The sequence below is a fragment of the Thiocystis violacea genome (assembly GCF_016583575.1).
Taxonomy (GTDB): domain Bacteria; phylum Pseudomonadota; class Gammaproteobacteria; order Chromatiales; family Chromatiaceae; genus Thiocystis; species Thiocystis violacea.
Genome location: NZ_NRRG01000017.1, coordinates 1 through 21,844 on the forward strand (window position 1 = coordinate 1; position 21,844 = coordinate 21,844).

At 64.8% G+C, this 21,844-nt stretch carries 20 protein-coding genes; 12 read left to right on the forward strand and 8 right to left on the reverse strand.

Features of this window, described 5'->3' with window-relative positions:
* Positions 1-291: 291 nt before the first annotated feature.
* Positions 292-651, forward strand: a complete 360-nt coding sequence (locus tag CKO27_RS10170; RefSeq protein ID WP_200374781.1) for a restriction endonuclease — start codon at positions 292-294, stop codon at positions 649-651.
* Between the two features lie 334 nt (positions 652-985).
* Here CKO27_RS10170 and guaA read toward each other — a convergent pair whose 3' ends face one another.
* The 3 genes from guaA to guaB all read right to left on the reverse strand — a co-directional run bounded on the left by guaA (position 986) and on the right by guaB (position 4,263).
* The gene (gene guaA / locus CKO27_RS10175) at positions 986-2,560 is read right to left on the reverse strand and encodes a glutamine-hydrolyzing GMP synthase (protein WP_200374782.1); all 1,575 of its coding nucleotides are present in this window, start codon (positions 2,558-2,560) and stop codon (positions 986-988) included.
* Positions 2,561-2,644: 84 nt separating this feature from the next.
* Positions 2,645-2,785, reverse strand: a complete 141-nt coding sequence (locus CKO27_RS10180; RefSeq protein WP_242470842.1) for a hypothetical protein — start codon at positions 2,783-2,785, stop codon at positions 2,645-2,647.
* Positions 2,786-2,796: 11 nt separating this feature from the next.
* The gene (gene guaB / locus CKO27_RS10185; protein ID WP_200374783.1) at positions 2,797-4,263 is read right to left on the reverse strand and encodes an IMP dehydrogenase; all 1,467 of its coding nucleotides are present in this window, start codon (positions 4,261-4,263) and stop codon (positions 2,797-2,799) included.
* A gap of 258 nt (positions 4,264-4,521) precedes the next feature.
* Between guaB and xseA the strand changes: the two genes are divergently transcribed.
* On the forward strand, positions 4,522-5,934 hold the full coding sequence (xseA, locus tag CKO27_RS10190) for an exodeoxyribonuclease VII large subunit (RefSeq protein WP_200374784.1): 1,413 nt from the start codon (positions 4,522-4,524) through the stop codon (positions 5,932-5,934).
* Positions 5,931-7,037 (forward strand): alkene reductase, encoded by a 1,107-nt coding sequence (locus tag CKO27_RS10195; protein ID WP_200374785.1) that lies wholly within the window; start codon positions 5,931-5,933, stop codon positions 7,035-7,037. Before xseA ends, CKO27_RS10195 begins: the two co-directional genes overlap by 4 nt.
* Before the next feature lie 129 nt (positions 7,038-7,166).
* Here the strand turns inward: CKO27_RS10195 and CKO27_RS10200 are convergent, their stop codons facing one another.
* The 3 genes from CKO27_RS10200 to CKO27_RS10210 all read right to left on the reverse strand — a co-directional run bounded on the left by CKO27_RS10200 (position 7,167) and on the right by CKO27_RS10210 (position 10,294).
* Positions 7,167-7,538: a sulfur globule family protein gene (locus CKO27_RS10200; RefSeq protein ID WP_200374786.1), complete on the reverse strand. Its 372-nt coding sequence runs from the start codon at positions 7,536-7,538 to the stop codon at positions 7,167-7,169.
* Positions 7,539-7,854: 316 nt separating this feature from the next.
* Positions 7,855-8,733, reverse strand: a complete 879-nt coding sequence (locus CKO27_RS10205) for a uracil-DNA glycosylase (RefSeq protein ID WP_200374787.1) — start codon at positions 8,731-8,733, stop codon at positions 7,855-7,857.
* A gap of 10 nt (positions 8,734-8,743) precedes the next feature.
* Positions 8,744-10,294 carry a 2-isopropylmalate synthase gene (locus CKO27_RS10210; protein WP_200374788.1) on the reverse strand — a complete coding sequence of 517 codons (1,551 nt, stop codon included), beginning with the start codon at positions 10,292-10,294 and terminating at the stop codon, positions 8,744-8,746.
* 251 nt (positions 10,295-10,545) lie between these two features.
* Between CKO27_RS10210 and CKO27_RS10215 the strand changes: the two genes are divergently transcribed.
* From CKO27_RS10215 to CKO27_RS10225, 3 genes are all read left to right on the forward strand, one after another.
* Positions 10,546-12,045, forward strand: coding sequence for an AAA family ATPase (locus tag CKO27_RS10215; protein ID WP_200374789.1), 1,500 nt, complete (start codon positions 10,546-10,548; stop codon positions 12,043-12,045).
* Positions 12,046-12,349: 304 nt separating this feature from the next.
* Entirely contained in the window at positions 12,350-13,279 is a 930-nt protein-coding gene (locus CKO27_RS10220) for a DnaJ C-terminal domain-containing protein (protein ID WP_200374790.1), read from the forward strand.
* 5 nt (positions 13,280-13,284) lie between these two features.
* Positions 13,285-13,620, forward strand: coding sequence for a chaperone modulator CbpM (locus CKO27_RS10225; RefSeq protein WP_200374791.1), 336 nt, complete (start codon positions 13,285-13,287; stop codon positions 13,618-13,620).
* 71 nt (positions 13,621-13,691) lie between these two features.
* Here the strand turns inward: CKO27_RS10225 and nadC are convergent, their stop codons facing one another.
* A complete protein-coding gene (nadC, locus tag CKO27_RS10230) occupies positions 13,692-14,582 on the reverse strand; it encodes a carboxylating nicotinate-nucleotide diphosphorylase (RefSeq protein ID WP_200374792.1) in 891 nt (296 codons plus the stop codon).
* 224 nt (positions 14,583-14,806) lie between these two features.
* Positions 14,807-15,883, reverse strand: coding sequence for an alkene reductase (locus CKO27_RS10235; protein ID WP_200374793.1), 1,077 nt, complete (start codon positions 15,881-15,883; stop codon positions 14,807-14,809).
* Between the two features lie 455 nt (positions 15,884-16,338).
* Here CKO27_RS10235 and glyA point away from each other — a divergent pair, with 455 nt between their 5' ends.
* The 6 genes from glyA (at position 16,339) to ribH (ending at position 21,844) form a co-directional block, all read left to right on the forward strand.
* Positions 16,339-17,595, forward strand: a complete 1,257-nt coding sequence (gene glyA, locus CKO27_RS10240) for a serine hydroxymethyltransferase (protein WP_200374794.1) — start codon at positions 16,339-16,341, stop codon at positions 17,593-17,595.
* A 34-nt stretch (positions 17,596-17,629) separates the two neighbouring features.
* On the forward strand, positions 17,630-18,142 hold the full coding sequence (gene nrdR, locus CKO27_RS10245) for a transcriptional regulator NrdR (protein WP_200374795.1): 513 nt from the start codon (positions 17,630-17,632) through the stop codon (positions 18,140-18,142).
* Positions 18,142-19,296 (forward strand): bifunctional diaminohydroxyphosphoribosylaminopyrimidine deaminase/5-amino-6-(5-phosphoribosylamino)uracil reductase RibD, encoded by a 1,155-nt coding sequence (gene ribD / locus CKO27_RS10250; RefSeq protein ID WP_242470843.1) that lies wholly within the window; start codon positions 18,142-18,144, stop codon positions 19,294-19,296. Before nrdR ends, ribD begins: the two co-directional genes overlap by 1 nt.
* Positions 19,297-19,480: 184 nt before the next feature.
* Complete coding sequence (locus CKO27_RS10255; protein WP_200374796.1) at positions 19,481-20,140, forward strand: riboflavin synthase; 660 nt, start codon at positions 19,481-19,483, stop codon at positions 20,138-20,140.
* A gap of 56 nt (positions 20,141-20,196) precedes the next feature.
* Positions 20,197-21,324, forward strand: a complete 1,128-nt coding sequence (ribBA, locus tag CKO27_RS10260; protein WP_200374797.1) for a bifunctional 3,4-dihydroxy-2-butanone-4-phosphate synthase/GTP cyclohydrolase II — start codon at positions 20,197-20,199, stop codon at positions 21,322-21,324.
* Positions 21,325-21,373: 49 nt separating this feature from the next.
* Entirely contained in the window at positions 21,374-21,844 is a 471-nt protein-coding gene (ribH, locus tag CKO27_RS10265) for a 6,7-dimethyl-8-ribityllumazine synthase (protein WP_200374798.1), read from the forward strand.

Sequence of the window (21,844 nt, forward strand, 5' to 3'; positions counted from 1 at the left end):
CGTGATGATGAAACGTCGCAACTTGTCACCTGCCGGGTGAGCCCTAGAATGGGCGTATTTTACCTCCATCCTCTTGTTATGTAACGGGAATTCTTGGAAGACGGTTCATTCAGTTCACGGAACCAGGGTAATGTCGATGATTCGAAATGGAGAAGCGAGGTTGACTACTTTGTGTCGAAAGTAGTCGGCCCTAATCTCTTGAGTCAAGGCTTAGGTCCGTGCGTTCGGCTAAGCAGGGGCGAACTCTTTGATTTTATAGATGACGTAGTGAGAAGATTTGAAAGAGGCAGCTTGAGTGATTTTGACCCGAATATTGATCCAGTCGACTATGAACATTATTGCGCTAAGGTATTGAGAGGTCATGGCTGGGATGTGCGAACGACGCAAGCTACAGGTGATCATGGCGTAGATGTAATTGCTTCAAAGAATGGTCGCAAAGGAGCTATTCAATGCAAGCGATACTCGTCCCCTGTAGGTAATAAAGCCGTACAAGAGGTTTGCGCGGGAATGCGGTATATCGGTGGAAGCTTTTGTGCGGTCGTAAGTAATGCCGACTATACGCGGTCGGCGAAACAGCTTGCTCAATCCTTGGGTGTGCTATTGTTGCATCACGACGAGCTTAGATTGCTTGAAGAAAAGATCTTAAATTAGAAGGCTTTTTTCCAAATGTAAACGTGCTAATGCATTAAATCGGATTGCATGCTTTTTTTCGATCAGGGTGATTTGCTTCTAGCCAAAGCAAATAAAATAGATTTGTGCTGTAAAATAGCCCGCCTGAGCGCGGTCTACAATGCTTTATTTTCTTGTGTAGTGGCTCCCAGGTCATGTTTTCTCAGGTTGGTCAAGGATCGCATGGCGACCGTCTCCATCATTCGTCGCATTGGCAGCAAGCCGCAAAAGGCTTCAAAGATAAATCTGACCGCCTAAAGGCGGTGGTTTTAACCTTGCGTCGGACTAATAAAACAATGGCTTAGTAGCCTACTGATTATTCCCACTCGATGGTGCCCGGCGGTTTGCCGGTGATGTCGTAGACCACGCGCGACACCCCCGGCACCTCGTTGGCGATGCGCCGACAGACGAGGTCGAGGAAATCGTAGGGCAGGTGTGCCCAACGGGCCGTCATGAAGTCGATCGTCTCGACCGCGCGCAGGGCGATGACATGGGCGTAAAGCCGGTTGTCGCCGACCACCCCGACCGAGCGCACCGGCAGGAAGACCGCGAAGGCTTGCGAGACCTGGTCGTAGAGATCGGCGCGACGCAGTTCCTCGATGAAGATGTGATCGGCCTGGCGCAAGGTCTCGGCGAAATCCTTGCTGACCTCGCCCAGGATGCGCACGCCCAGGCCGGGGCCGGGGAAGGGATGGCGATGGACCATCTCGGAGGGCAGGCCCAGCTCGATGCCGATCCGGCGCACCTCGTCCTTGAACAGCTCGCGTAGCGGCTCGACCAGCTTGAGGTTCATTTCCTCGGGCAGGCCGCCGACGTTGTGATGGGACTTGATGACCTTGGCCTTGCCGCTCTTGGCGCCCGCCGATTCGATGACGTCCGGATAGATGGTTCCCTGGGCCAGCCACTTGACGTCCTGGATGCCGCTGGCCTCGTCGTCGAAGACCTCGATGAAGGTGTTGCCGATGATCTTGCGTTTCTGCTCCGGGTCGCTCACGCCCTTAAGGCGGCCGAGAAAGCGTTCCTCGGCGTCCACCCGGATGACCCGCACGCCCATGTGACGGGCGAAGGTGTTCATGACCTGATCGCCCTCGCCGAGACGCAGCAGCCCGTTGTCGACGAAGACGCAGGTGAGCCGGTCGCCGATGGCGCGGTGCAGCAGGGCGGCGACCACGCTCGAATCGACCCCGCCGGAAAGACCGAGCAGCACCTTGTCGGTGCCGACCTGGGCGCGGATGCGCGCGAGACTGTCCTCGATGATGTTGTCCGGGGTCCAGAGACGTCCGCAACCGCAGATCTCGTGGACGAAGCGCTCGATGAGGCGCTGGCCCTGGCGGGTATGGGTCACCTCGGGGTGGAACTGCACCCCATAGAAGCGGCGCTCCTCGTCGGCGATGCCGGCGAGCGGGGCGTTGTCGGTCTCGGCGATGACGGTGAAGCCGGGCGGCAGGGTTTCCACCCGGTCGCCGTGGCTCATCCAGACGTCCAGCAGGCCATAGCCCTCGGGGCTGGTCTGATCCTCGATGTCGCGCAGCAGCCGCGAATGTCCGCGCGCCCGAACCTGGGCGTAGCCGTATTCGCGATGGGTCGAGGGAACGACCGTGCCGCCGAGCTGGGCGGCCATGGTTTGCAGGCCGTAGCAGATGCCGAGTACGGGCACGCCAAGCTCGAACACCAGCGGATCGGCGCGCGGGGTTTCGGCCTCGTGGACCGACTGGGGGCCGCCGGAGAGGATGACGCCGCTGGGGGCGAAGTCGCGGATGGCCTGGGCGTCCATGTCATGGGCGTGAAGCTCGCAATAGACCCCAGCCTCGCGCACGCGCCGCGCGATCAGTTGGGTGTATTGGGATCCGAAATCCAGGATCAGGAGGCGGTCGGCGTGGATGTTGGGCATGGGGGGCGAAGGGTCGTCAGTGGACAGTGGACAGGGATCGGCTCGGGCGCTCCATGCGAGAGGACGGAGGCTCCACCGATAGGGTCAATGATCGTTTGGATCGGTGCGCAATGCCGCTCGATAGGCTCGGATCGCCTCGAAGGTCGTCGGCCGGTCGAGAAAGGTCGTCAGCAGGTCCAGGTCCAGACCGGGCAGCACCTCGCTCGCGGAGATTCCCCTGTTCATTCAAGGGCGCATCAGTTGTCGATGCGATAGTTCGGCGCTTCCTTGGTGATCTGGACATCATGCACATGGGATTCGCGCACCCCGGCCCCGCTGATACGCACGAACTCCGGCTTGGTCCGCATCTCCTCGATGGTGGCGCAGCCGGTGTAGCCCATGCTAGAGCCGAGACCGCCGACCAGTTGATGGATGACGTTCACCAGACTGCCCTTATAGGGCACGCGACCCTCGATCCCTTCCGGCACCAGCTTCTCCTTCGCGGTGTCCTCCTGGAAGTAACGATCGCTCGACCCCTCCGAGGAGCCCATGGCGCCGAGCGAGCCCATGCCGCGATAGGATTTGTAGGAACGTCCCTGATAGATCTCGACCTCGCCCGGCGCCTCGTCGGTACCGGCGAAGAGACCGCCGATCATGACGCTGTGCGCCCCGGCCGCGATCGCCTTGGCGACATCGCCCGAGAAGCGCAGCCCGCCATCGGCGATCACCGGCACGCCGGTTCCCTCCAGCGCCTCGGTGACGTTGGCGACGGCTGTGATCTGGGGCACGCCGACGCCGGCGACGATACGGGTGGTACAGATTGATCCAGGGCCAATCCCGACCTTCACCGCATCCGCCCCCGCTTCCATCAGCGCCCTAGCAGCGTCCGCAGTCGCGATATTGCCGCCGATGACCTGAAGATCCGGGTAGTGCGTCTTGACCCAGCGCACGCGGTCGAGCACCCCCTGCGAGTGACCGTGGGCGGTGTCGACCACGATGACGTCGACGCCCGCCTCGGCGAGCGCGGCGATCCGCTCCTCGGTGCCCTTGCCGACGCTCACCGCCGCGCCGCAGCGCAGCCGCTCCTGGGCGTCGCGCGAGGCCTTGGGGAAGTCCTTCGCCTTCTGGATGTCCTTGACCGTGATCAGGCCCCGCAGCTCGAAGTTCCGGTTGACCACCAGCACCTTCTCGATGCGATGCTTGTGCAGCAGGTTGACCACTTCCTCGCGGCTGGAGCCCTCGAGTACCGTGACCAGTCGCTCCTTGGGTGTCATGATGGCCGAGACCGGTGCGTCCATCCGGGTCTCGAAGCGCAGATCGCGACCGGTGACGATGCCGACCAGTTCGCCCCGGTCGGTGACCGGCACACCCGAGATGTTGTTGGCGTGGGTGATCGCGACGACCTCGCCGATGCTCGCATGGGGCGAAACGGTGATGGGGTTGCGGATGATGCCGCTCTCGTATTTCTTGACCGCCAGCACCTCGCGCGCCTGGCGCTCGACGTTCATGTTCTTGTGGATGATGCCGATCCCGCCCTCCAGGGCCATGGCGATCGCCAGCCGGGCTTCGGTCACCGTATCCATCGCGGCCGAGACGAGAGGAATCCGCAGATCGATCTCGCGGGTGAGCTTGGTGTGGAAGTCTACCTCGTTCGGGAGCACCCTGGAGTGGGCGGGAACGAGCAGGACATCATCGAAGGTGAGGGCTTCCTGGATCAGACGCATGGGACTGGGACTCCGCGGATCGCTGCGAGGGACGGGGATGGGGCGTGGATTGGGTCGCGTGCTCGAACCCCAACGCGCTGGCGCCGACGACGCTGGGTTCCGTTCCCGCTCCCAACCCTCGGCGCTGTAAAATAACCGGCAAGTATAGAATGACTGGGCTTGTCGGTAAACTTGCCGAATCGAGATTCGAGATTCGAGATTGAGAGATCGCATGTCGCCGAGCCGCCTCCTCGTCATCGCCGTTTTCCGCTACCCGTCATGAATCGGATCGCCTCGGACCAGGCGCTGGACTTCTCCCGCGACATCCACAGTGTTTCACGCCTGGTCAGCGAGGCGCGCGCCGTGCTCGACGGCGCCTTTCCGCGGCTCTGGGTGCGCGGCGAACTCTCGAACCTGGCGCAACCGGCCTCCGGACATCTCTATTTCAGCCTCAAGGACGAAGCGGCGCAGGTGCGTTGCGCCATGTTTCGCGCCAAGCGGACGCTGCTGGCGTTTCGACCGGAGAACGGTCAACAGGTTCTGGCGCGCGTTCGCGTGACGCTCTATGAGCCGAGAGGCGATTTCCAACTCGTCGTCGAGCATCTGGAGCCGGGCGGCGAGGGCGCCCTGCGGCTGGCCTTCGAGCGACTGAAGCGCCAACTCGCCGCCGAGGGGCTGTTCGACACCGCCGTCAAGCGGCCGATTCCTGCCTTCCCGCGTCAGGTCGGACTCATTACCTCGCCATTCGGCGCGGCCGTGCGCGATCTGATCACGGTCCTCGGGCGCCGCTTCTGCAGCTTGCCGGTACTCATCTATCCGGCGCAAGTCCAGGGCGAGGCGGCCCCGGCCGCGCTGATCGCGGCGCTCGCCGCCGCCAATGCGCGCGCCGAGTGCGACGTGCTGATCCTGGCGCGCGGCGGCGGCTCGATCGAGGATCTGGGCGCCTTCAACGACGAGGCGCTCGCGCGCGCCATCCGCGCGTCCGCGATTCCGGTCGTGAGCGGTGTCGGGCACGAGAGCGACATCACCATCGCCGATCTGGTCGCCGATCATCGCGCGGCCACGCCCTCGGCCGCCGCCGAGCTGGTCGCCCCCTCGGCCGAGCATCTGCGCCAGCGTCTGCTCGCGCTCTCGACCCGGCTGGCCGGCGCGCGGCAGCGGCGGATCGCGGCGATCCGCCAACGCTTGACCGCGACCATCCGGCATTTGAGCCTGCTCCATCCGGCGGCGCGGCTTCAGCAGCAGGCCCAGCGGCTGGATCGCGCCGAGCGGCGCCTCAAGACCCTCGTCGCCGAACGTCTTGTCCGCGCCGACCGAGGCTGGCGTCCGCTCGCCCAGCGGCTCGCGGCCCTCACGCCGGAGCCAGCGATCGGGCGCGCGCGCTTGAGGCTGAACGCTCTGCGCCAGCGTTTGGGCCGGGCGCAATCGGAACTCTTGGCGCACCGCCGCGAACGTCTGATGCGCGCCCTCGCCGGGCTTGAGGCCCGCAGTCCATTAGGGACACTGACCCGCGGCTACGCCATCCTGACCAGGTGCGCGGACGGCGCGATCGTCCGCGATCCGAGCCGGGTCGAGCCGGGCGAACGCCTCCAGGCCCGCGTCGCCGGAGGTCTTATCGGCGTTGTTGTCGAATCGAACCCACCCGAACGCACCGCTAGGGCGCCCAAGGCGCCAAGGAGTCCAAAACCATGAGCCATGCCGCTGAAAACGATCTCTTCCAACCCTACCAACTCGGCGGACTGACCCTCGCCAACCGCATCGTCATGGCCCCGCTGACACGCAGCCGGGCCGGCGCGGGGGACGTGCCGACACCCTTGATGGAAACCTATTACGCCCAGCGCGCGAGCGCCGGTCTCATCATTAGCGAGGCGTCGCAGATCTCGCCCCAGGGCAAGGGCTACATCCAGACGCCCGGTATTTACAGCGAGGCTCAGATCGCCGGCTGGAAGAACATCACCGAGGCCGTGCATGCCAAGGGCGGCCGGATCCTGATCCAGCTCTGGCATGTCGGGCGCATCTCCCATCCCGAGCTGCAAGAGGGTGGCGCCCTGCCCGTGGCCCCCTCGGCCGTGAAGGCGGAAGGGCAGGTGTTCACGGGTCGCGGGATGGTCGATATGGTCACGCCTCGCGCGCTCGCCATCGAGGAGATTCCCGGCCTCATCGCCGATTACCGCAAAGCGGCCGAGAATGCCCGCGCGGCGGGATTCGACGGGGTCGAGATTCACGCCGCCAACGGCTATCTGCTGGATCAATTCCTGCGCGACAAGACCAATCGACGCACCGACGCCTATGGCGGCGGCATCGAGAACCGCGCCCGTCTGCTGATCGAGGTCACGGAGGCGGTGCTGGAGGTCTGGGAGCGGGATCGAGTCGGGGTGCGTCTCTCGCCGCTCTCTCCCGTCAACGACATCGACGACAGCGACCCGGAACCGCTGTTCGTCCATGCGGTCGAGCGGCTCGACGCGCTGGACCTGGGCTTCCTGCATCTCGTCGAGGGCGTGACCGGCGGCCCGCGCGAAACCGGACATCCTTTCCAGCTCTTCAGGCTGCGCGCCTTGTTCAAGGGCACCTATATCGGCAACAACGGCTATACCCGCGAGCTGGCCCTGGCCACCTGCGCCGCCAATGTCGCCGATCTGATCGCCTTCGGCAAGCCCTTCATCGCCAACCCGGATCTGGTCGAACGCTTGCGCCTGAACGCCCCGCTCAATCAGCTCGATGAGGCGACCTTCTACGGTGGCGACGCGCGCGGCTACACGGATTATCCCTTCCTCGCGGGCCGGACCGATGGGTGAGGGCGGGCTTATGCTGGAAGCAGGCTGAGGGGCGCGACTCGCGTCGGCCTTGAAGGCGAGTCGAGCCATTCGAGCGGGCATAAAAAAAGCCAGGCAATCGCCTGGCTTTTCTTGGATCTGAATCCGATCTTACTTGGACTCGGACTGGGCCGGAGCCGCCGGAGCCACTGGAGCGCCGTAGGGGGCGCCGTAAGGGAAGGCATAGGGAACGCCGTAGCCGCCGTAGGGGGCGCCGTAGCCGCCGTAGGGGTAGCCGTATCCGCCGTAGGGATAGCCGTAGCCTTGACCATAGCCGCGGCCATAACCACGACCGTAGCCGCGTCCGCCACCGCTCATGCTCATGTTGAAGTCGCCGTAGCCGTCACCCATGAAGTCATCCATCCAGTCGCCGAAGCCCGAGCCGTAGCCGGGACCGCCGTAGCCTGGACCCCACCAAGCGGAAGCGGAAGCGGAAACACCCAGAAGAGCGGCAATAGCAGCGGCGGTAGCAAGCTTTTTCATCGATATTCTCCGATCGTTTATGTCGTTGGCAGCAAGCGTGGTCGCTCGATCAGTGACCACGGAGGAGATTATATTAGAAAATAATTAAATATGAAATTAGATTTGCGGATGGATTTTCATTTTTTGATAGGTAAATCTGATTATTCATGCTGTTCAAGGGCTTTCGGCGATTGATTTTCGTCGATTCCGTATTTTTGAAGCGGGTTGCCTGGAACCCCCCGAACGTTAGCCAAGCGAGGCGCGTCCAAGAATCCGTAAAAACACCTAGATTCGTGGACGATAGGTCTTCCCGACGGATACGGTGCCAGCCGTTCCCTCAGTCTTGGCGGTGCTCGGAGGCCAAGGATTCCAGCCGCCGCCTGATCTCGGTCAGATCCTCCCAGGACTTGGCCTTTTGTTCGGGCGAGCGCAGCAGATAGGCCGGGTGGTAGGTCACCCTCAGTGGAATCCCGTCCGGACCATCGGCGAACCAACGTCCGCGTAGCCGACCAACGGGGGTATCCGTGCGCAAGAGATGCTGGGCCGAGATGCGTCCGACCGACAGGATGAGCCGAGGCTGGATCAGCGCGATCTGTCGCATGAGGTACGCCTGGCATTGGAGGGCTTCCTCGGGTTTGGGATCCCGGTTGCCGGGTGGGCGGCACTTGAGCAGGTTGGCGATATAGACCTGCTCGCGGGAGAGGCCGATCGCCGCCAGCATGCGATCGAGGAGTTGCCCGGCGCGGCCCACGAAGGGTTCCCCGGCGCGATCCTCGTCGGCGCCTGGGGCCTCGCCGATGAGCATCAGTTTCGCCGTGCGGTCGCCGACCCCGAAAACGGTCCGGTTGCGGCTCTCGCAGAGTCCGCAGGCGCGGCAACCGGCGACGGCGGCCTCCAGCGCCTCCCAATCCATCCGCTCGATGGCGTTCGCCCCAGGCTCGGCCTCGGACGCCGGAGATGGGGCCTCCGAGCCGACGACGGGCTCCAGGGATCGCGCGCGCGGCGGCGGCTCGGGGATCGCCTCGACCCAGGCGGCCTCCGCGAGCATCCCGGCCGGCTCGGTCGACGTTTGTCCCGCGTCCTGCGAACAGGATCGCGGCGCGTCATCGGTCGGCGCCGACTCCGTCCACACGGGCTCCTCGATGAGCGGCGCGCGCGACTCCCAGACCGTCACGCCCATCGCTTCGAGGTAAGCGCGTCGGCGCCATTCCTCCATTGGACCCGCCTCAGACATCGGCGGTCTGCGGATGGGCGCGCTCGGCCGGGTGCAGGATCTTGTTGCAGGCGTTGATATACGCCTTGGCCGAGGCGACCAGGATGTCGGTGTCGGCGCCCTGGCCATTGACGATGCGACCGCCCTTTTCCAGCCGAACCGTCACCTCGCCCTGGGCGTCGGTCCCGCTGGTGATGGCGTTGACCGAGTAGAGTTTCAGCGTGGTTCCGCTGTCGACGATGGTCTCGATCGCCTTGAAAGTGGCGTCCACCGGCCCGCCGCCGGTGGCGGTCCCGGCCTGTTCCTCGCCGTCGAAGGCCAGGATGAGTTCGGCGCTGGGGATCTCGCCGGTCTCGGAATGGACCCGCATGGAGACCAGTTTCACCCGCTCGTTGGCGCTCTCCAGGGTGGCGTCCGTCACCAGGGCCTGCAGATCCTCGTCGAAGATCTCGTGCTTCTTGTCGGCGAGATCCTTGAAGCGCGAGAAGGCGGCGTTCAACTCCTCCTCGGACTTCAGCACCACCCCCAGCTCCTGCAAGCGCGCGCGGAAGGCGTTACGCCCGGAGTGCTTGCCCAGCACCATGCGGTTCTCGCTCCAGCCGACGTCCTGGGCGCGCATGATCTCGTAGGTCTCGCGGTTCTTGAGCACCCCGTCCTGGTGGATGCCGGACTCGTGCGCGAAGGCGTTGGCGCCCACCACCGCCTTGTTCGGCTGCACCGCGAAGCCGGTGATGCCGGAGACCAGGCGCGAGCAGGTCATGATCTGAGTCGTGTCGAGCTGGGTCTGGCAGTCGAAGAGATCCTGACGGGTGCGCACCGCCATCACGATCTCCTCCAGCGCCGCGTTGCCGGCGCGCTCGCCCAAGCCGTTGATGGTGCACTCGACCTGACGCGCGCCCTGACGCACCGCCGCCAGCGAGTTGGCGACCGCCAGCCCCAGGTCGTTGTGACAATGGACCGAGAAGACCGCCTTGTCGGCGTTGGGGATCCGTTCGCGCAGGGCGCCGATCAGGTGGCCGAACTGGTCCGGAATGTTGTAGCCGACGGTATCCGGGATATTGACGGTGTTGGCGCCAGCATCGATCACCGCCTCAAGCACCCGGCAGAGAAAATCGATCTCGGAGCGACCGGCGTCCTCGGGCGAGAACTCCACGTCATCGGTGTAGCGACGCGCCCGCTTGACCGCGTAAACCGCCTGCTCCAACACCTGATCCGGCGTCATCCGCAGCTTCTTTTCCATATGGATGGGAGAGGTCGCGATGAAGGTATGGATGCGTCCGGCGTTCGCCCCCTTGAGCGCCTCGCCCGCGCGATCGAGATCCTTGTCGAGCGCCCGCGCCAGTCCGCACACCCGGCTGTCCTTGACCGCCTCGGCCACCGCCTTGACCGCCTCGAAATCGCCGGGGCTGGCGATCGGAAAACCGGCCTCGATCACGTCGACGCGCATGCGCTCCAGCGCCTTGGCGATGCGCACCTTCTCGTCGCGGGTCATGGAGGCCCCGGGGCTCTGCTCGCCGTCGCGCAGCGTGGTGTCGAAGATGATCAAATGGTCTTTGGCGGTCATGGAGGCTCTCTGCTGGTTGGCCGGGATCTTCAGGGCATGGGTCGAATGTCACAGGCGCCGCGGCGGCGGGCGCGACCTGGAGGCGTTCGCGTGGTCTGGCGCGCAATCAGGCTCGTCATTGTAGGCGATCGGCGTCGCGACCGTGACCACCCACGAGATCCGAATCCGGTCACGCCAACCCAGGCGCGATCTTGAGGATCGCGGCATTTGCTGATATTCCTGAAACACTTAACCCACCAGGCCAGGATCCCATGACGCCCGATCTGCACGACCTCGAACTCCTGCTGCGCTCGGACACCCCCATCGTTCTGATCGAGTCGATCGAGGAGGGACGGGTGCTTGAACTCTTCTCGCGTCTGGCGCTGCGGATCTCCGAGCCGGCCTTTAGCTGGACCGTCACGGATGGTCTGCGGCGCATCGAATTCGAGGCCGATTCACAGCGGATGCTGGCCGAGCCGACCGAGATCCTGAGACATATCCGCGTCACCACCCAGCGCGGACTCTATCTTCTGCTGGATTTCCATCCCTATCTGGACAACGCGCTCCATGTGCGGTTGCTCAAGGAAATCGCGCAGAGCTACGTGGGCCTGCCCCGGACGCTCATTCTGGTCAGCCACGCGCTGGAGGTTCCGCCGGAGCTGCGTCATCTGAGCGTGCGCTTCACGCTGCGTCTGCCCGATCGTAACCGTCTCAAGGCGCTGATCCGGGAGGAGGCCAAACTCTGGCAGGAAATCGGCGATCAGGGCAGCGTGCGAACGACCCGTCAGGCGCTGGATCAACTCGCCGAGAACCTGCTGGGCATCACCGAATCGGACGCCCGCCGGCTCATCCGAAACGCCATTCGTAACGACGGGGCCATCACCCAGAACGACGTCGAGGCGGTCAAGCGCGCCAAGTACGAGCTATTGAGTCCGGAGGGCATCATCAGCTTCGAGTACGACACCCGTTCCTTCGCCGATATCGCCGGCCTGTCCAATCTCAAGGCGTGGATCGAGCGGCGCCGCGACGCCTTCCTCGATCCCGACCGGCAGCGCGACCATCCACGCGGTATTCTCCTGCTCGGCGTGCAGGGCGGCGGCAAGAGTCTCGCCGCCAAGGCGGTGGCCGGACGTTTCGGCGTGCCCCTGCTGCGGCTGGATTTCGGCGCGCTCTATGACAAGTACATCGGCGAAACCGAGAAGAATCTCCGCAAGGCGCTGGAGACGGCGGATCTGATGGCGCCCTGTGTGCTCTGGGTCGACGAGATCGAAAAGGGCATCGCCAGCGGCTCCGAGGACGAGGGCGTAGGCCGGCGCGTTCTCGGCACCCTGCTGACCTGGATGGCCGAGCGCAAGACGCGCGTCTTCCTGGCCGCGACCGCCAACGACATCTCGCGACTTCCGCCCGAGTTGATCCGCAAGGGTCGGATCGACGAGATCTTCTTCGTCGATCTGCCCCCGGCCGAGGTGCGCCGCGACATCTTCGCCATCCATCTGAAACAACGTGGGCTGATTCCCGAGGCGTTCGACCTGGACGTCCTGGCCCAGGCGAGCGAGGGCTTCACCGGCGCCGGGATCGAGCAGGCGGTAGTCTCGGCGCTCTTCGCCGACACGACCAAGGATGGCGCCATCTCCACCGAGACCCTGTTGAGCGAACTGGCCAGCACCCAGCCGCTGTCGGTCGTCATGGACGTCCAGATCGAGCGACTGCGCACCTGGGCGCGGGAGCGCACGGTGCCGGCGCATGGGTCGATGGTCCCCCGCGAACCCTGATCCGCGCGCCGCCGGGCCAGTCCGAACCCGACCGAAAGCTTCGGAATTGGACAGGATTAACAGGATTCTTCAAGATTTACAGGATTCAAAACAGAGCTTTAAAAATCCTGTCAATCCTGCGAAATCCTGTTAATCCTGTCTATGATCGGGCGAATCGCCGGTATAAGGTTTCCCGGAAATCACCGAATCAAGCCAGGCCAGCGCGATATCATGCGAGACCCGGTCTCGGGATCCGCGGAACGCCAGGAGCGTTCCGTTCGCCGGAACCCGAGTCCCCGTTCATCCTTTCGCCCGAGGCGCGTTCATGCAATACAAGGACTACTACAAGACACTCGGCGTGGCGCGCGACGCCTCCCAGGACGAGATCAAGCGCGCCTATCGCAAGCTGGCGCGTAAGTACCATCCGGATGTCAGCAAGGAGCCGAACGCCGAGACCCGTTTCAAGGAAATCAACGAGGCCAACGAGGTTCTGCGTGACGCCGAGAAGCGCTCCGCCTATGACGCGCTCGGCAGTAACTGGCGCGCGGGGCAGGACTTTCGTCCGCCACCCGGCGCGGGCGGTGCCCGTGATTTTCATTTCAATCCCGACCAGGCAACCGATTACAGCGACTTCTTCGCCAGCATCTTCGGTCGTGCCTTCAAATCCGAAACCAAGGACAGCCGTCGGCGGCGCGGTCAGGATCAAAGCGTCAAGCTCGCCATCGACCTGGAGGAGGCGCACCAGGGCGCCACTCGCCAGATCAAGCTGGACGTGCCCGAGACCGGCCCCGGCGGACAGCCCACGACCCGTTCCAAGACCCTGAACGTGCGCATCCCGGCCGGCGTTACCCAGGGACGGCAGATCCGGCTCGCCGGTCAGGGCTCGCCGGGGCACAACGGCGGACCGGCCGGAGACCTCTATCTGGAGATCGACTTTAAGCCGCACCGGCTCTTCACCCTGGAGGGACGCGACATCCAACTGCGCCTGCCCATCGCCCCCTGGGAAGCGGCGCTCGGCGCCACCGTCAAGGCGCCGACCCTGGGCGGTTCGGTGAGCCTCAAGATCCCGCCAGGATCCCAGTCCGGGCAGAAGCTGCGCCTCAAGGGGCGTGGTCTGCCGGGCGACCCGCCGGGCGATGAGATCCTTGTGCTGGAGATCGTCACCCCGCCGGCGACCAGCGATGCCGCCAGGGAGATCTATCGCCGGATGGCCGAGCAACTGCCATTCGACCCGCGAGCCCAACTCGGAGTCTGAACCCCATGGCGCGCACCGAGACAGACATCGAAGGGATCCTCCTCGACGAGACGCTGACGGTCTCGTTCACAGAGCTGACCAGTCTCTGTGGCGCCACCGGCCGCGTGGTCAAGCTGATGGTGACGGAGGGCCTGCTGCAACCCGAAGGCCAGCAGCCGGACGACTGGCGATTCAGCGGCCTGGAGGTCCGCCGCGCGCGGCGCGCCCTGAGACTCCGGCGCGATCTCGACCTCAACCTCGCGGGCGTCGCCCTGGCGCTCGACCTGCTCGACGAACTGGAGACCCTGCGCGAGCGGCTGCGCTGTCTGGAGCCACCGCCCGATCGGGCGCGCGACGACTGACCTCCGCCGCGCGACCGACACAGAGCCTATTTGAAAGCTCGATCCTTGGTCTGGTCAGGCCCGGAAATCGCCTAAAGAGTCAGGAAACGCATCGACAGATCCACCGCTCGCACGTCCTTGGTCAGGGCGCCCACGGAGATGCGGTCGACCCCGGTCTCGGCGATCGCCCGCAGGGTCTCCAGATTGATTCCGCCGGACGCCTCCAGGCGTGCCCGACCGGCATTCATGGCGACCGCGCGTCTCATGGCCTCCAGCGGAAAGTTGTCGAGCAGCACGATCCGGCCACCGGCCGCGAGCGCCGTCTCCAGCTCATCGAGCGATTCCACCTCGATCTCGACCTCCACGCCTGGGTGCTGGGTTCGCGCCGCCGTCAAGGCCGCCTGGATCGAGCCGGCCGCCAGGATGTGGTTCTCCTTGATCAGGATGACGTCGAAGAGACCCAGCCGGTGGTTGTGACAGCCGCCGCACAGCACGGCGTATTTCTGTTGCGCGCGCAGACCCGGCAGGGTCTTGCGGGTATCCAGCAAAAGCACCGGCAGATCGGCGACGCTATCGGCGTAGCGGCGCGCCAGGGTCGCTGTGCCCGAGAGCGTCTGCAGATAGTTCATCGCCGTGCGCTCGCCCGTGAGCAGGGCGCGCGAACGACCCTCCAGGACGCAGATCCGTTGCCCTGGATGGATCCGATCGCCGTCGGCCGCCTCCCAGCGAATCCCGACCTCGGGATCCAGGAGCCGGAACACCTCATCGAACCAGGCGCATCCGCTCAGGGTGGCCGGCTCGCGCGTGATCAGCTCGACTCGCGAATGCTGATCGGCCGGCAGCAGGGACGCGGTCAGATCCCCGTCGCCCAGATCCTCGGCCAGGGCGAGGCGCGCCTGGGATTCGATCGCGGCTGGATCCGGGAGATGTCGGCGCGGATCGAAGGGGATGGCCCCATTCGACGCGGCGGAGGTGTTTGGCATGGAATTCACTCGGGCTGGATTGGGAAATGATGGCCTTTCGGTTGCCTAGGATAGGGCACCCGCGCCTCGGCCGCTCAATAGAAGCCATGACAAAAGAGGGGATGAGTCCATGACCTTTCCCGCCGAGCTGGTGTTTGACTTTTCCGCGACGATTCCTGATCGACCAGTGCTATTGGCTCGGAACCGCCAATGAACGACGCCGTTGAGTCGACGGCGGTGCCCGTTCAGCCTCCCAGCGCTGGATAGTCCGTGTAACCCTTGGCGTCCGGCGTGTAGAAGGTCGACACGTCAGGAGCGTTCAGCTCGGCGCCGGCGCGCATCCGCTCAACCAGGTCGGGGTTGGCCAGAAAGGGACGACCGAAGGCGACGAGGTCGGCCCGCCCTTCGGCAATCGCCGTCTCCGCCGTCGTCCGATCGAAGCCGCCCGCCAGGATGAAGGGGCCGTCAAATCGCTCGCGTAGTTGCCTCTTCAGCGCCTCCGGCACCGGGGGAGTGCCCATGGCCGAGTGATCGAGGAGATGCAGATAGAGCAAGCCGAGTGCCGACAGCTCCTCGCACAGGGCAAGGTACTGGGCGTCCACCTCGGCGAAGGCCCCGGTGCCGTTGAACACCCCATGGGGCGACAGGCGGATGCCCACCTTGTCCGCGCCAATCGCCCCGGCGACCGCTCGCGTCACCTCCAGCGCGAACCGGTTGCGTCCCTCGATGCCGCCCCCGTAACCATCGGTCCGCTGGTTGACGTTGGGATTGAGGAACTGCTCGATCAGATAACCATTCGCCGCATGCAGTTCCACGCCGTCGAAGCCAGCCTCGATCGCGAGACCCGCCGACTGGGCGAACTCATCGACCGCCTGCGCGATATCGCGCTCGCTCATCGCCCGAGCGGGGCTGAACGGCTGTGGACCCAGCGCGTCGGTGTACATCTCCCCGGGACAGACCCCGGCGACCGGCCCCAGGACTTCCGCCTCTGCAGGCAGATTCGCCACATGCGCCACGCGCCCCGTATGCATGAGCTGGATGACGATCTTCCCGCCCCTGGCATGCACGGCATCGGTGATCAGTCTCCAGCCACGGACATGCTCCATGGTGAAAAGCCCTGGGATGCGCGGATAGCCGAGCCCCTTGGGCGACGGCGAGGCCGCCTCGGAGACGATCAGGCCGGCCGAGGCGCGCTGGGCGTAGTACTCCGCCATTAGCGCGTTCGGGGTATGGCCCTCGACGGCGCGACTGCGCGTCATGGGTGCCATGACGATACGGTTGCTCAGTGGTAGGGAGCGGATGCGAACAGGCTCGAAAAGCATGGGGATCTCCAGAAGAAAGCGAAGGCGTTTGGATGACGGTAGGGGGCATCGAACGGATGAGGTAGAGGCTACTGGCGCGGCAGGCCGGCGATAAGATGGCGGAAACGCCAAGGACTATTGCGTCGGAGCACCAATCGAGGTTGACCATCCCTCCCGAAGTTGTGCGGGGTGGTCGGCGACGGGGTAGGGGCACTGGTTCAGTTTGGTTTGGAAATAAAAAACCAATAAATCAGATGCTTGAATAGATCGGCCGCGAAGAGCCAAGCCATGCATAGCACTCCAAACTAGGCTTGCCGTCATGAGAAACCCCTATGGCTGTTTCTCAGTATCATCCGACAACTATCAGAATAATTTAATATTTAGGCGCGCGGGCCCGGCCCGCGAGGCGACGGCTCGCGACGCGCGAGCCGAAAATCGATAGACTACGCTGCTTTGCGGCGCCGGAGGCGAGACAGATGTTCGAGAAGACCATGCAAATCAGCGATTACGACCCGGAGCTTTGGGCCGCCATCCAGGCCGAGGAGCGCCGGCAGGAAGAGCATGTCGAGCTCATCGCCTCGGAGAACTATGCCAGCCCGCGCGTGATGCAGGCCCAGGGCGGCGTCCTGACCAATAAGTACGCCGAAGGCTATCCGGGCAAGCGCTATTACGGCGGCTGCGAGCATGTGGACGTGGCCGAGCAACTGGCCATCGATCGCGCCAAGCAGTTGTTCGGCGCGGATTACGCCAATGTCCAGCCGCATTCGGGCTCCCAGGCCAACGCCGCCGTCTTCATGGCGCTCTGCAATCCAGGTGACACCGTGCTCGGCATGAGCCTGGCCCACGGCGGACATCTGACCCACGGCGCCAAGCCCAACTTCTCCGGCAAGATTTACAACGCGGTGCAGTATGGGCTGAATCCCGAGACCGGCGAGATCGACTACGACGAGGTCGAGCGTCTGGCCAGGGAACATAAGCCGCGCATGATCATCGCCGGCTTCTCGGCCTATTCGCGCATCGTCGACTGGCAGCGTTTCCGCGATATCGCCGACAGCGTGGGCGCCTATCTGTTCGTCGACATGGCCCATGTCGCCGGTCTGATCGCCGCCGGCGTCTATCCCAGCCCGGTCCAGATCGCCGATGTGACGACCACGACCACGCACAAGACTCTGCGCGGTCCGCGCGGCGGTCTGATCCTGGCTAAGTCCAATCCCGAGATCGAGAAGAAGCTCAACTCGCTGGTCTTCCCCGGCACCCAGGGCGGTCCGCTGATGCATGTGATCGCCGCCAAGGCGGTGGCCTTCAAGGAGGCGCTGGAGCCCGGCTTCAAAACCTATCAGGAGCAGGTGCTGCGCAACGCGCGGACCATGGCCGAGGTCTTCATTGCACGCGGCTACGACGTGGTTTCCGGCGGCACCGACGATCATCTCTTCCTGGTGAGCTTTATCCATCAGGGTCTGACCGGCAAGGACGTGGACGCCTGGCTGGGGAACGCCAACATCACGGTCAACAAGAACGCCGTCCCCAACGATCCGCAATCGCCTTTCGTGACCAGCGGCATCCGGGTCGGGACTCCGGCTATCACCACGCGCGGTTTCGGGATCGAGGAGGCGCGCGATCTCGCGGGCTGGATGTGCGATCTGATCGACGCGCGCGGCGATCAGGCCGCGATCGACGCCGTCAAGGCCAAGGTGCTGGATCTCTGCAAGCGCTTTCCCGTTTACGAGCGTTGAAGAGAAGGCATCGCTGACAACTGAAAACTAACCCATGCGTTGTCCCTTCTGCGGCGCCCAGGATACGAAGGTGGTCGACTCGCGTCTCTCTGGCGAGGGCGATCAGGTCCGACGGCGTCGCAAATGCGTGGTCTGCAAGGAGCGCTTCACCACCTACGAGTCCGCCGAGCTGAACCTGCCCCGGATCGTCAAGCGCGACGGCAGCCGTGTCCCCTTCGATGGGCGCAAGCTGCGCTCCGGGATGATGCGGGCGTTGGAAAAGCGTCCGGTGAGCACCGAGCAGGTGGATGCCGCCATGTCGCGTATCCAGCGTCGATTGATGTCCGGCGGGGAGAGCGAAATCCCCGCGCGGCGGGTCGGCGAGATGGTGATGGACGAGTTGCGCCAGCTCGATCAGGTCGCCTATGTGCGTTTCGCGTCCGTCTACCGCCAGTTCGAGGACGTGGCCGCCTTCCGCGAGGAGATCGAGCGGCTGGAGCGGCACCCGACGCCCGAGGCCGCCCGCCAGCAAATGGATCTGCTTGGGGATCTGGAGTCCAAGTCCTGATGCCCCCTGGACACTCGGTCCCTGAAGCCGACTCGGATCTGGACTACATGGCGCGCGCCATCCGCCTGGCGGAGTTGGGTCGCTACACCACCGATCCCAATCCGCGTGTGGGCTGTCTGCTCGTGCGCGAAGGCGAGGTCGTCGGCGAGGGCTGGCACCGACGCGCCGGCGAGCCGCACGCCGAGCGTCTGGCCCTGGCCGCCGCCGGCGCGCGGGCGCGCGGCGCGACCGCCTACGTGACCCTCGAACCCTGTTGCCATCAGGGTCGGACCCCGCCCTGTACGGAGGCCCTGATCGAGGCCGGCGTCGCGCGGGTCGTTTGCGCCATGGTGGACCCGAATCCCTTGGTCGCCGGCAAGGGGCTGGACGCCTTGCGCGCGGCCGGCATCGAGACGCTCCTCGGGGTGTCGCGCGCCGAGGCCAGCGCCTTGAACCCCGGTTTCATCAAACGGATGGAGCAGGGACGGCCTTACGTGCGGTGCAAGTTGGCGGCGAGCCTGGACGGTCGCACGGCCCTGGCCTCGGGCGAGAGCAAATGGATCAGCTCGGAGGCCTCGCGGAGCGACGTGCAGCGGTTGCGCGCGGGCAGTTCCGCCATCCTCACCGGGATCGGCACGGTGCTGGCCGATGATCCGGGCCTGGACGTGCGCCTGTCGGCGAGCGAATTGCCGGGCATGACGCCGAATGATCCGATACGACGACCCTTGCGGGTCGTGGTCGACAGCCACTGGCGGATGCCGCCCGAGGCGCGGATGCTCGCGCTTCCCGGAAGGACGCTGGTGGTCGGCGCCGAGTCGCGGCCCGAGCCGATGGCCGCGCTCCAGGCGGCCGGCGCGGAGACATTGCGGCTTCCCGCGCGGGCCGGACGGGTGGATCTGGTCGCCCTGCTGGAGGAACTGGCGCGCCGGGAGATCAACGAGGTTCTGCTGGAAGCCGGACCCAGGCTCGCGGGCGCGGCGCTGAGCGATGGTCTTGTCGATGAGATCATCCTCTACCAGGCGCCCTGCCTGATGGGGCAGGGCGCCAGGGGGTTGTTCGAGCTGCCGGCGATCACGGCGATGTCCGATCGCGTCGCGCTCGAGATCCTGGAGGTACGGCGCATCGGCCCCGATCTGCGGATCCGGGCGCGACCCGATCCTGGTCGCATTGGCTGATTTCCCCGTCCAGTGTTTTCGCTGGTCTTGAATTATGACCAATAGGTCATAACGATCCTGGTCACCTTGGCTGATCGCCTCGCCTCGCCGAGTCGTAAAGTCTCGTCGGCAACCGGCGAAACCTTGGCCGCAGTCGCGCGCCCAATGCCGGCAATCAAGCACTCAAAGGTAGTCGAGACGACCCATGTTCACAGGAATCATCCAATCCGTCGGCCAGATCCAGCGGCTGGAGCCGCGAGGAGGCGATGTCCGGCTGGCGATCGCCACCGGCAAGCTGCCGCTTGAGGGCGTGGCGCTGGGCGACAGCATCGCGGTCAACGGCGTCTGTCTGACCGCGGTCGAGCTGACCGGACAGGGATTCGCGGCCGATGTCTCGCGCGAGACCCTGGCCCTGACCACCCTGGGCGGTCTCGGGACGGGCGGTCGGGTCAATCTCGAAAAGGCCCTGACGCTCTCGACCCCGCTCGGCGGCCATCTGGTCAGCGGGCATGTCGACGGTGTCGGCACCCTGCTCGAACGCCACGAGGACGCCCGCTCCTGGCGGCTGCGCATCCAGGCCCCGGACGAACTGGCCCGCTATATCGCCCACAAGGGGTCGATCGGCGTGGATGGCGTCAGCCTGACCGTGAACCAAGTGGATGGCGCGGTGTTTGAACTGAACATCGTCCCGCACACCATCCGGGAAACCATCATCGGCGACTATCGGCCAGGCTCGCGCCTGAACCTGGAGGTCGACCTGATCGCCCGCTATCTGGAGCGTCTGCTTCTGGGCGAGCGGGCCGCCGATCCCAAGGCGTCCGGTCTCACGCTGGGGTTCCTCGCCGAGCATGGCTTCATGAAATAATTCGCCGCCACCACGTTTCGAACCCTCCCTATCCTCCGCTTATCGATGTAGCCACCATGACCAGTCCGGGCCTGAACAGCACAGAAGAGATTATCGAGGACCTACGCCAAGGCAAGATGGTCGTCATCATGGACGACGAGGATCGCGAGAACGAAGGCGATCTTCTGATGGCGGCGGATTGCGTGACCCCCGAGGCCGTTAATTTCATGGCCAGGTATGGACGCGGTCTCATCTGTCTGACCCTGACCAAGGAGCGCTGCGAGCGTTTGCGCCTGCCCTTGATGGTCAACGAGAACCGCACCGCCTATTCCACCGCCTTCACGCTCTCGATCGAGGCCGCGCGAGGCGTCACCACCGGCATCTCCGCCGCCGATCGCGCGACCACCATCCTCGCCGCCGTGGCGCCGGACGCCGGCCCCAAGGACGTGGTCCAGCCGGGGCACATCTTCCCGCTCATGGCCCAGCCGGGCGGGGTGCTGGTGCGCGCCGGGCACACCGAGGCCGGTTGCGACCTGGCACGCCTGGCCGGCTTCTCCCCGGCGGCGGCGATCGTCGAGATCCTCAACGATGACGGCACCATGGCCCGGCGTCCTGATCTGGAGATCTTCGCCCACGCCCACGGCATCAAGATCGGGACCATCGCCGATCTCATCCACTACCGGGTCCGGACCGAGAAGGCGGTCCTGCGCGAATGCGAGTGCGAGCTGCCGACCGCCTACGCCACCTTCAAGCTGTTCGCCTACCGCGACACCATCGACAGCGAGATCCACCTCGCCCTGACGATCGGCGACATCGACCCGGAGCGTCCGACCCTGGTGCGGGTGCATCTTCAGAACACCCTGTGCGATCTGTTCGGCACCACCCACAATGCCTGTGGCTGGCCCCTGCAGGATGTGATGCGTCAGGTGGCCGAGGCCGGCGAGGGCGTGATCGTGGTTCTGCGCAATCGCGACAGCTCCGCCAGCATCCTGGCCCGTCTCAAGGATTTCCAGCTCCATGACAGCGACGATCAGGTACCCGCGCGACAGGATCGCGGCGAATTGCGCACCTACGGCATCGGCGCCCAGATCCTGGCCGATCTCGGGGTGCGTAAAATGCGGGTCATGAGCGCGCCCAAGGCGATGCACGCCATCTCCGGGTTCGACCTGGAGGTCGTCGAGTACACGGGTGGCCGGTCGGCTTGACCGCCCGACCCTTCCTTACGAATCGATCAATCCCGAACTAGAGACCTTAATGACGATCAAGACCATCGAAGGCGCGATGCGCGCCGATAACGCCCGCTTCTGTCTGGTGGTGTCCCGCTGGAACAGCTTCGTGGTGGAGGCCCTGGAGAAGGGCGCCATCGATACCCTCAAGCGCCACGGCGTGGATGAGGCCAATCTGACCATCGTGCGCGTGCCCGGCGCCTTCGAGATGCCGGTGACGATCGAGCGCCTTGCCGCCAAGGGTGGCTATGACGCCATCGTCGCGCTCGGCGCGGTCATTCGCGGCGGGACGCCGCATTTCGAGTACGTCGCGGGCGAATGCGTCAAGGGCATGGCCCAGGTCAGCCTCAAGTACGGGCTGCCGGTCGCCTTTGGCGTGCTCACCGTCGACAGCATCGAGCAGGCGATCGAGCGGGCCGGAACCAAGGCTGGCAACAAGGGCGCCGAGGCGGCCATGTCCGCCCTGGAAATGGTCGATCTGCTGAGACAGATCGCCTGA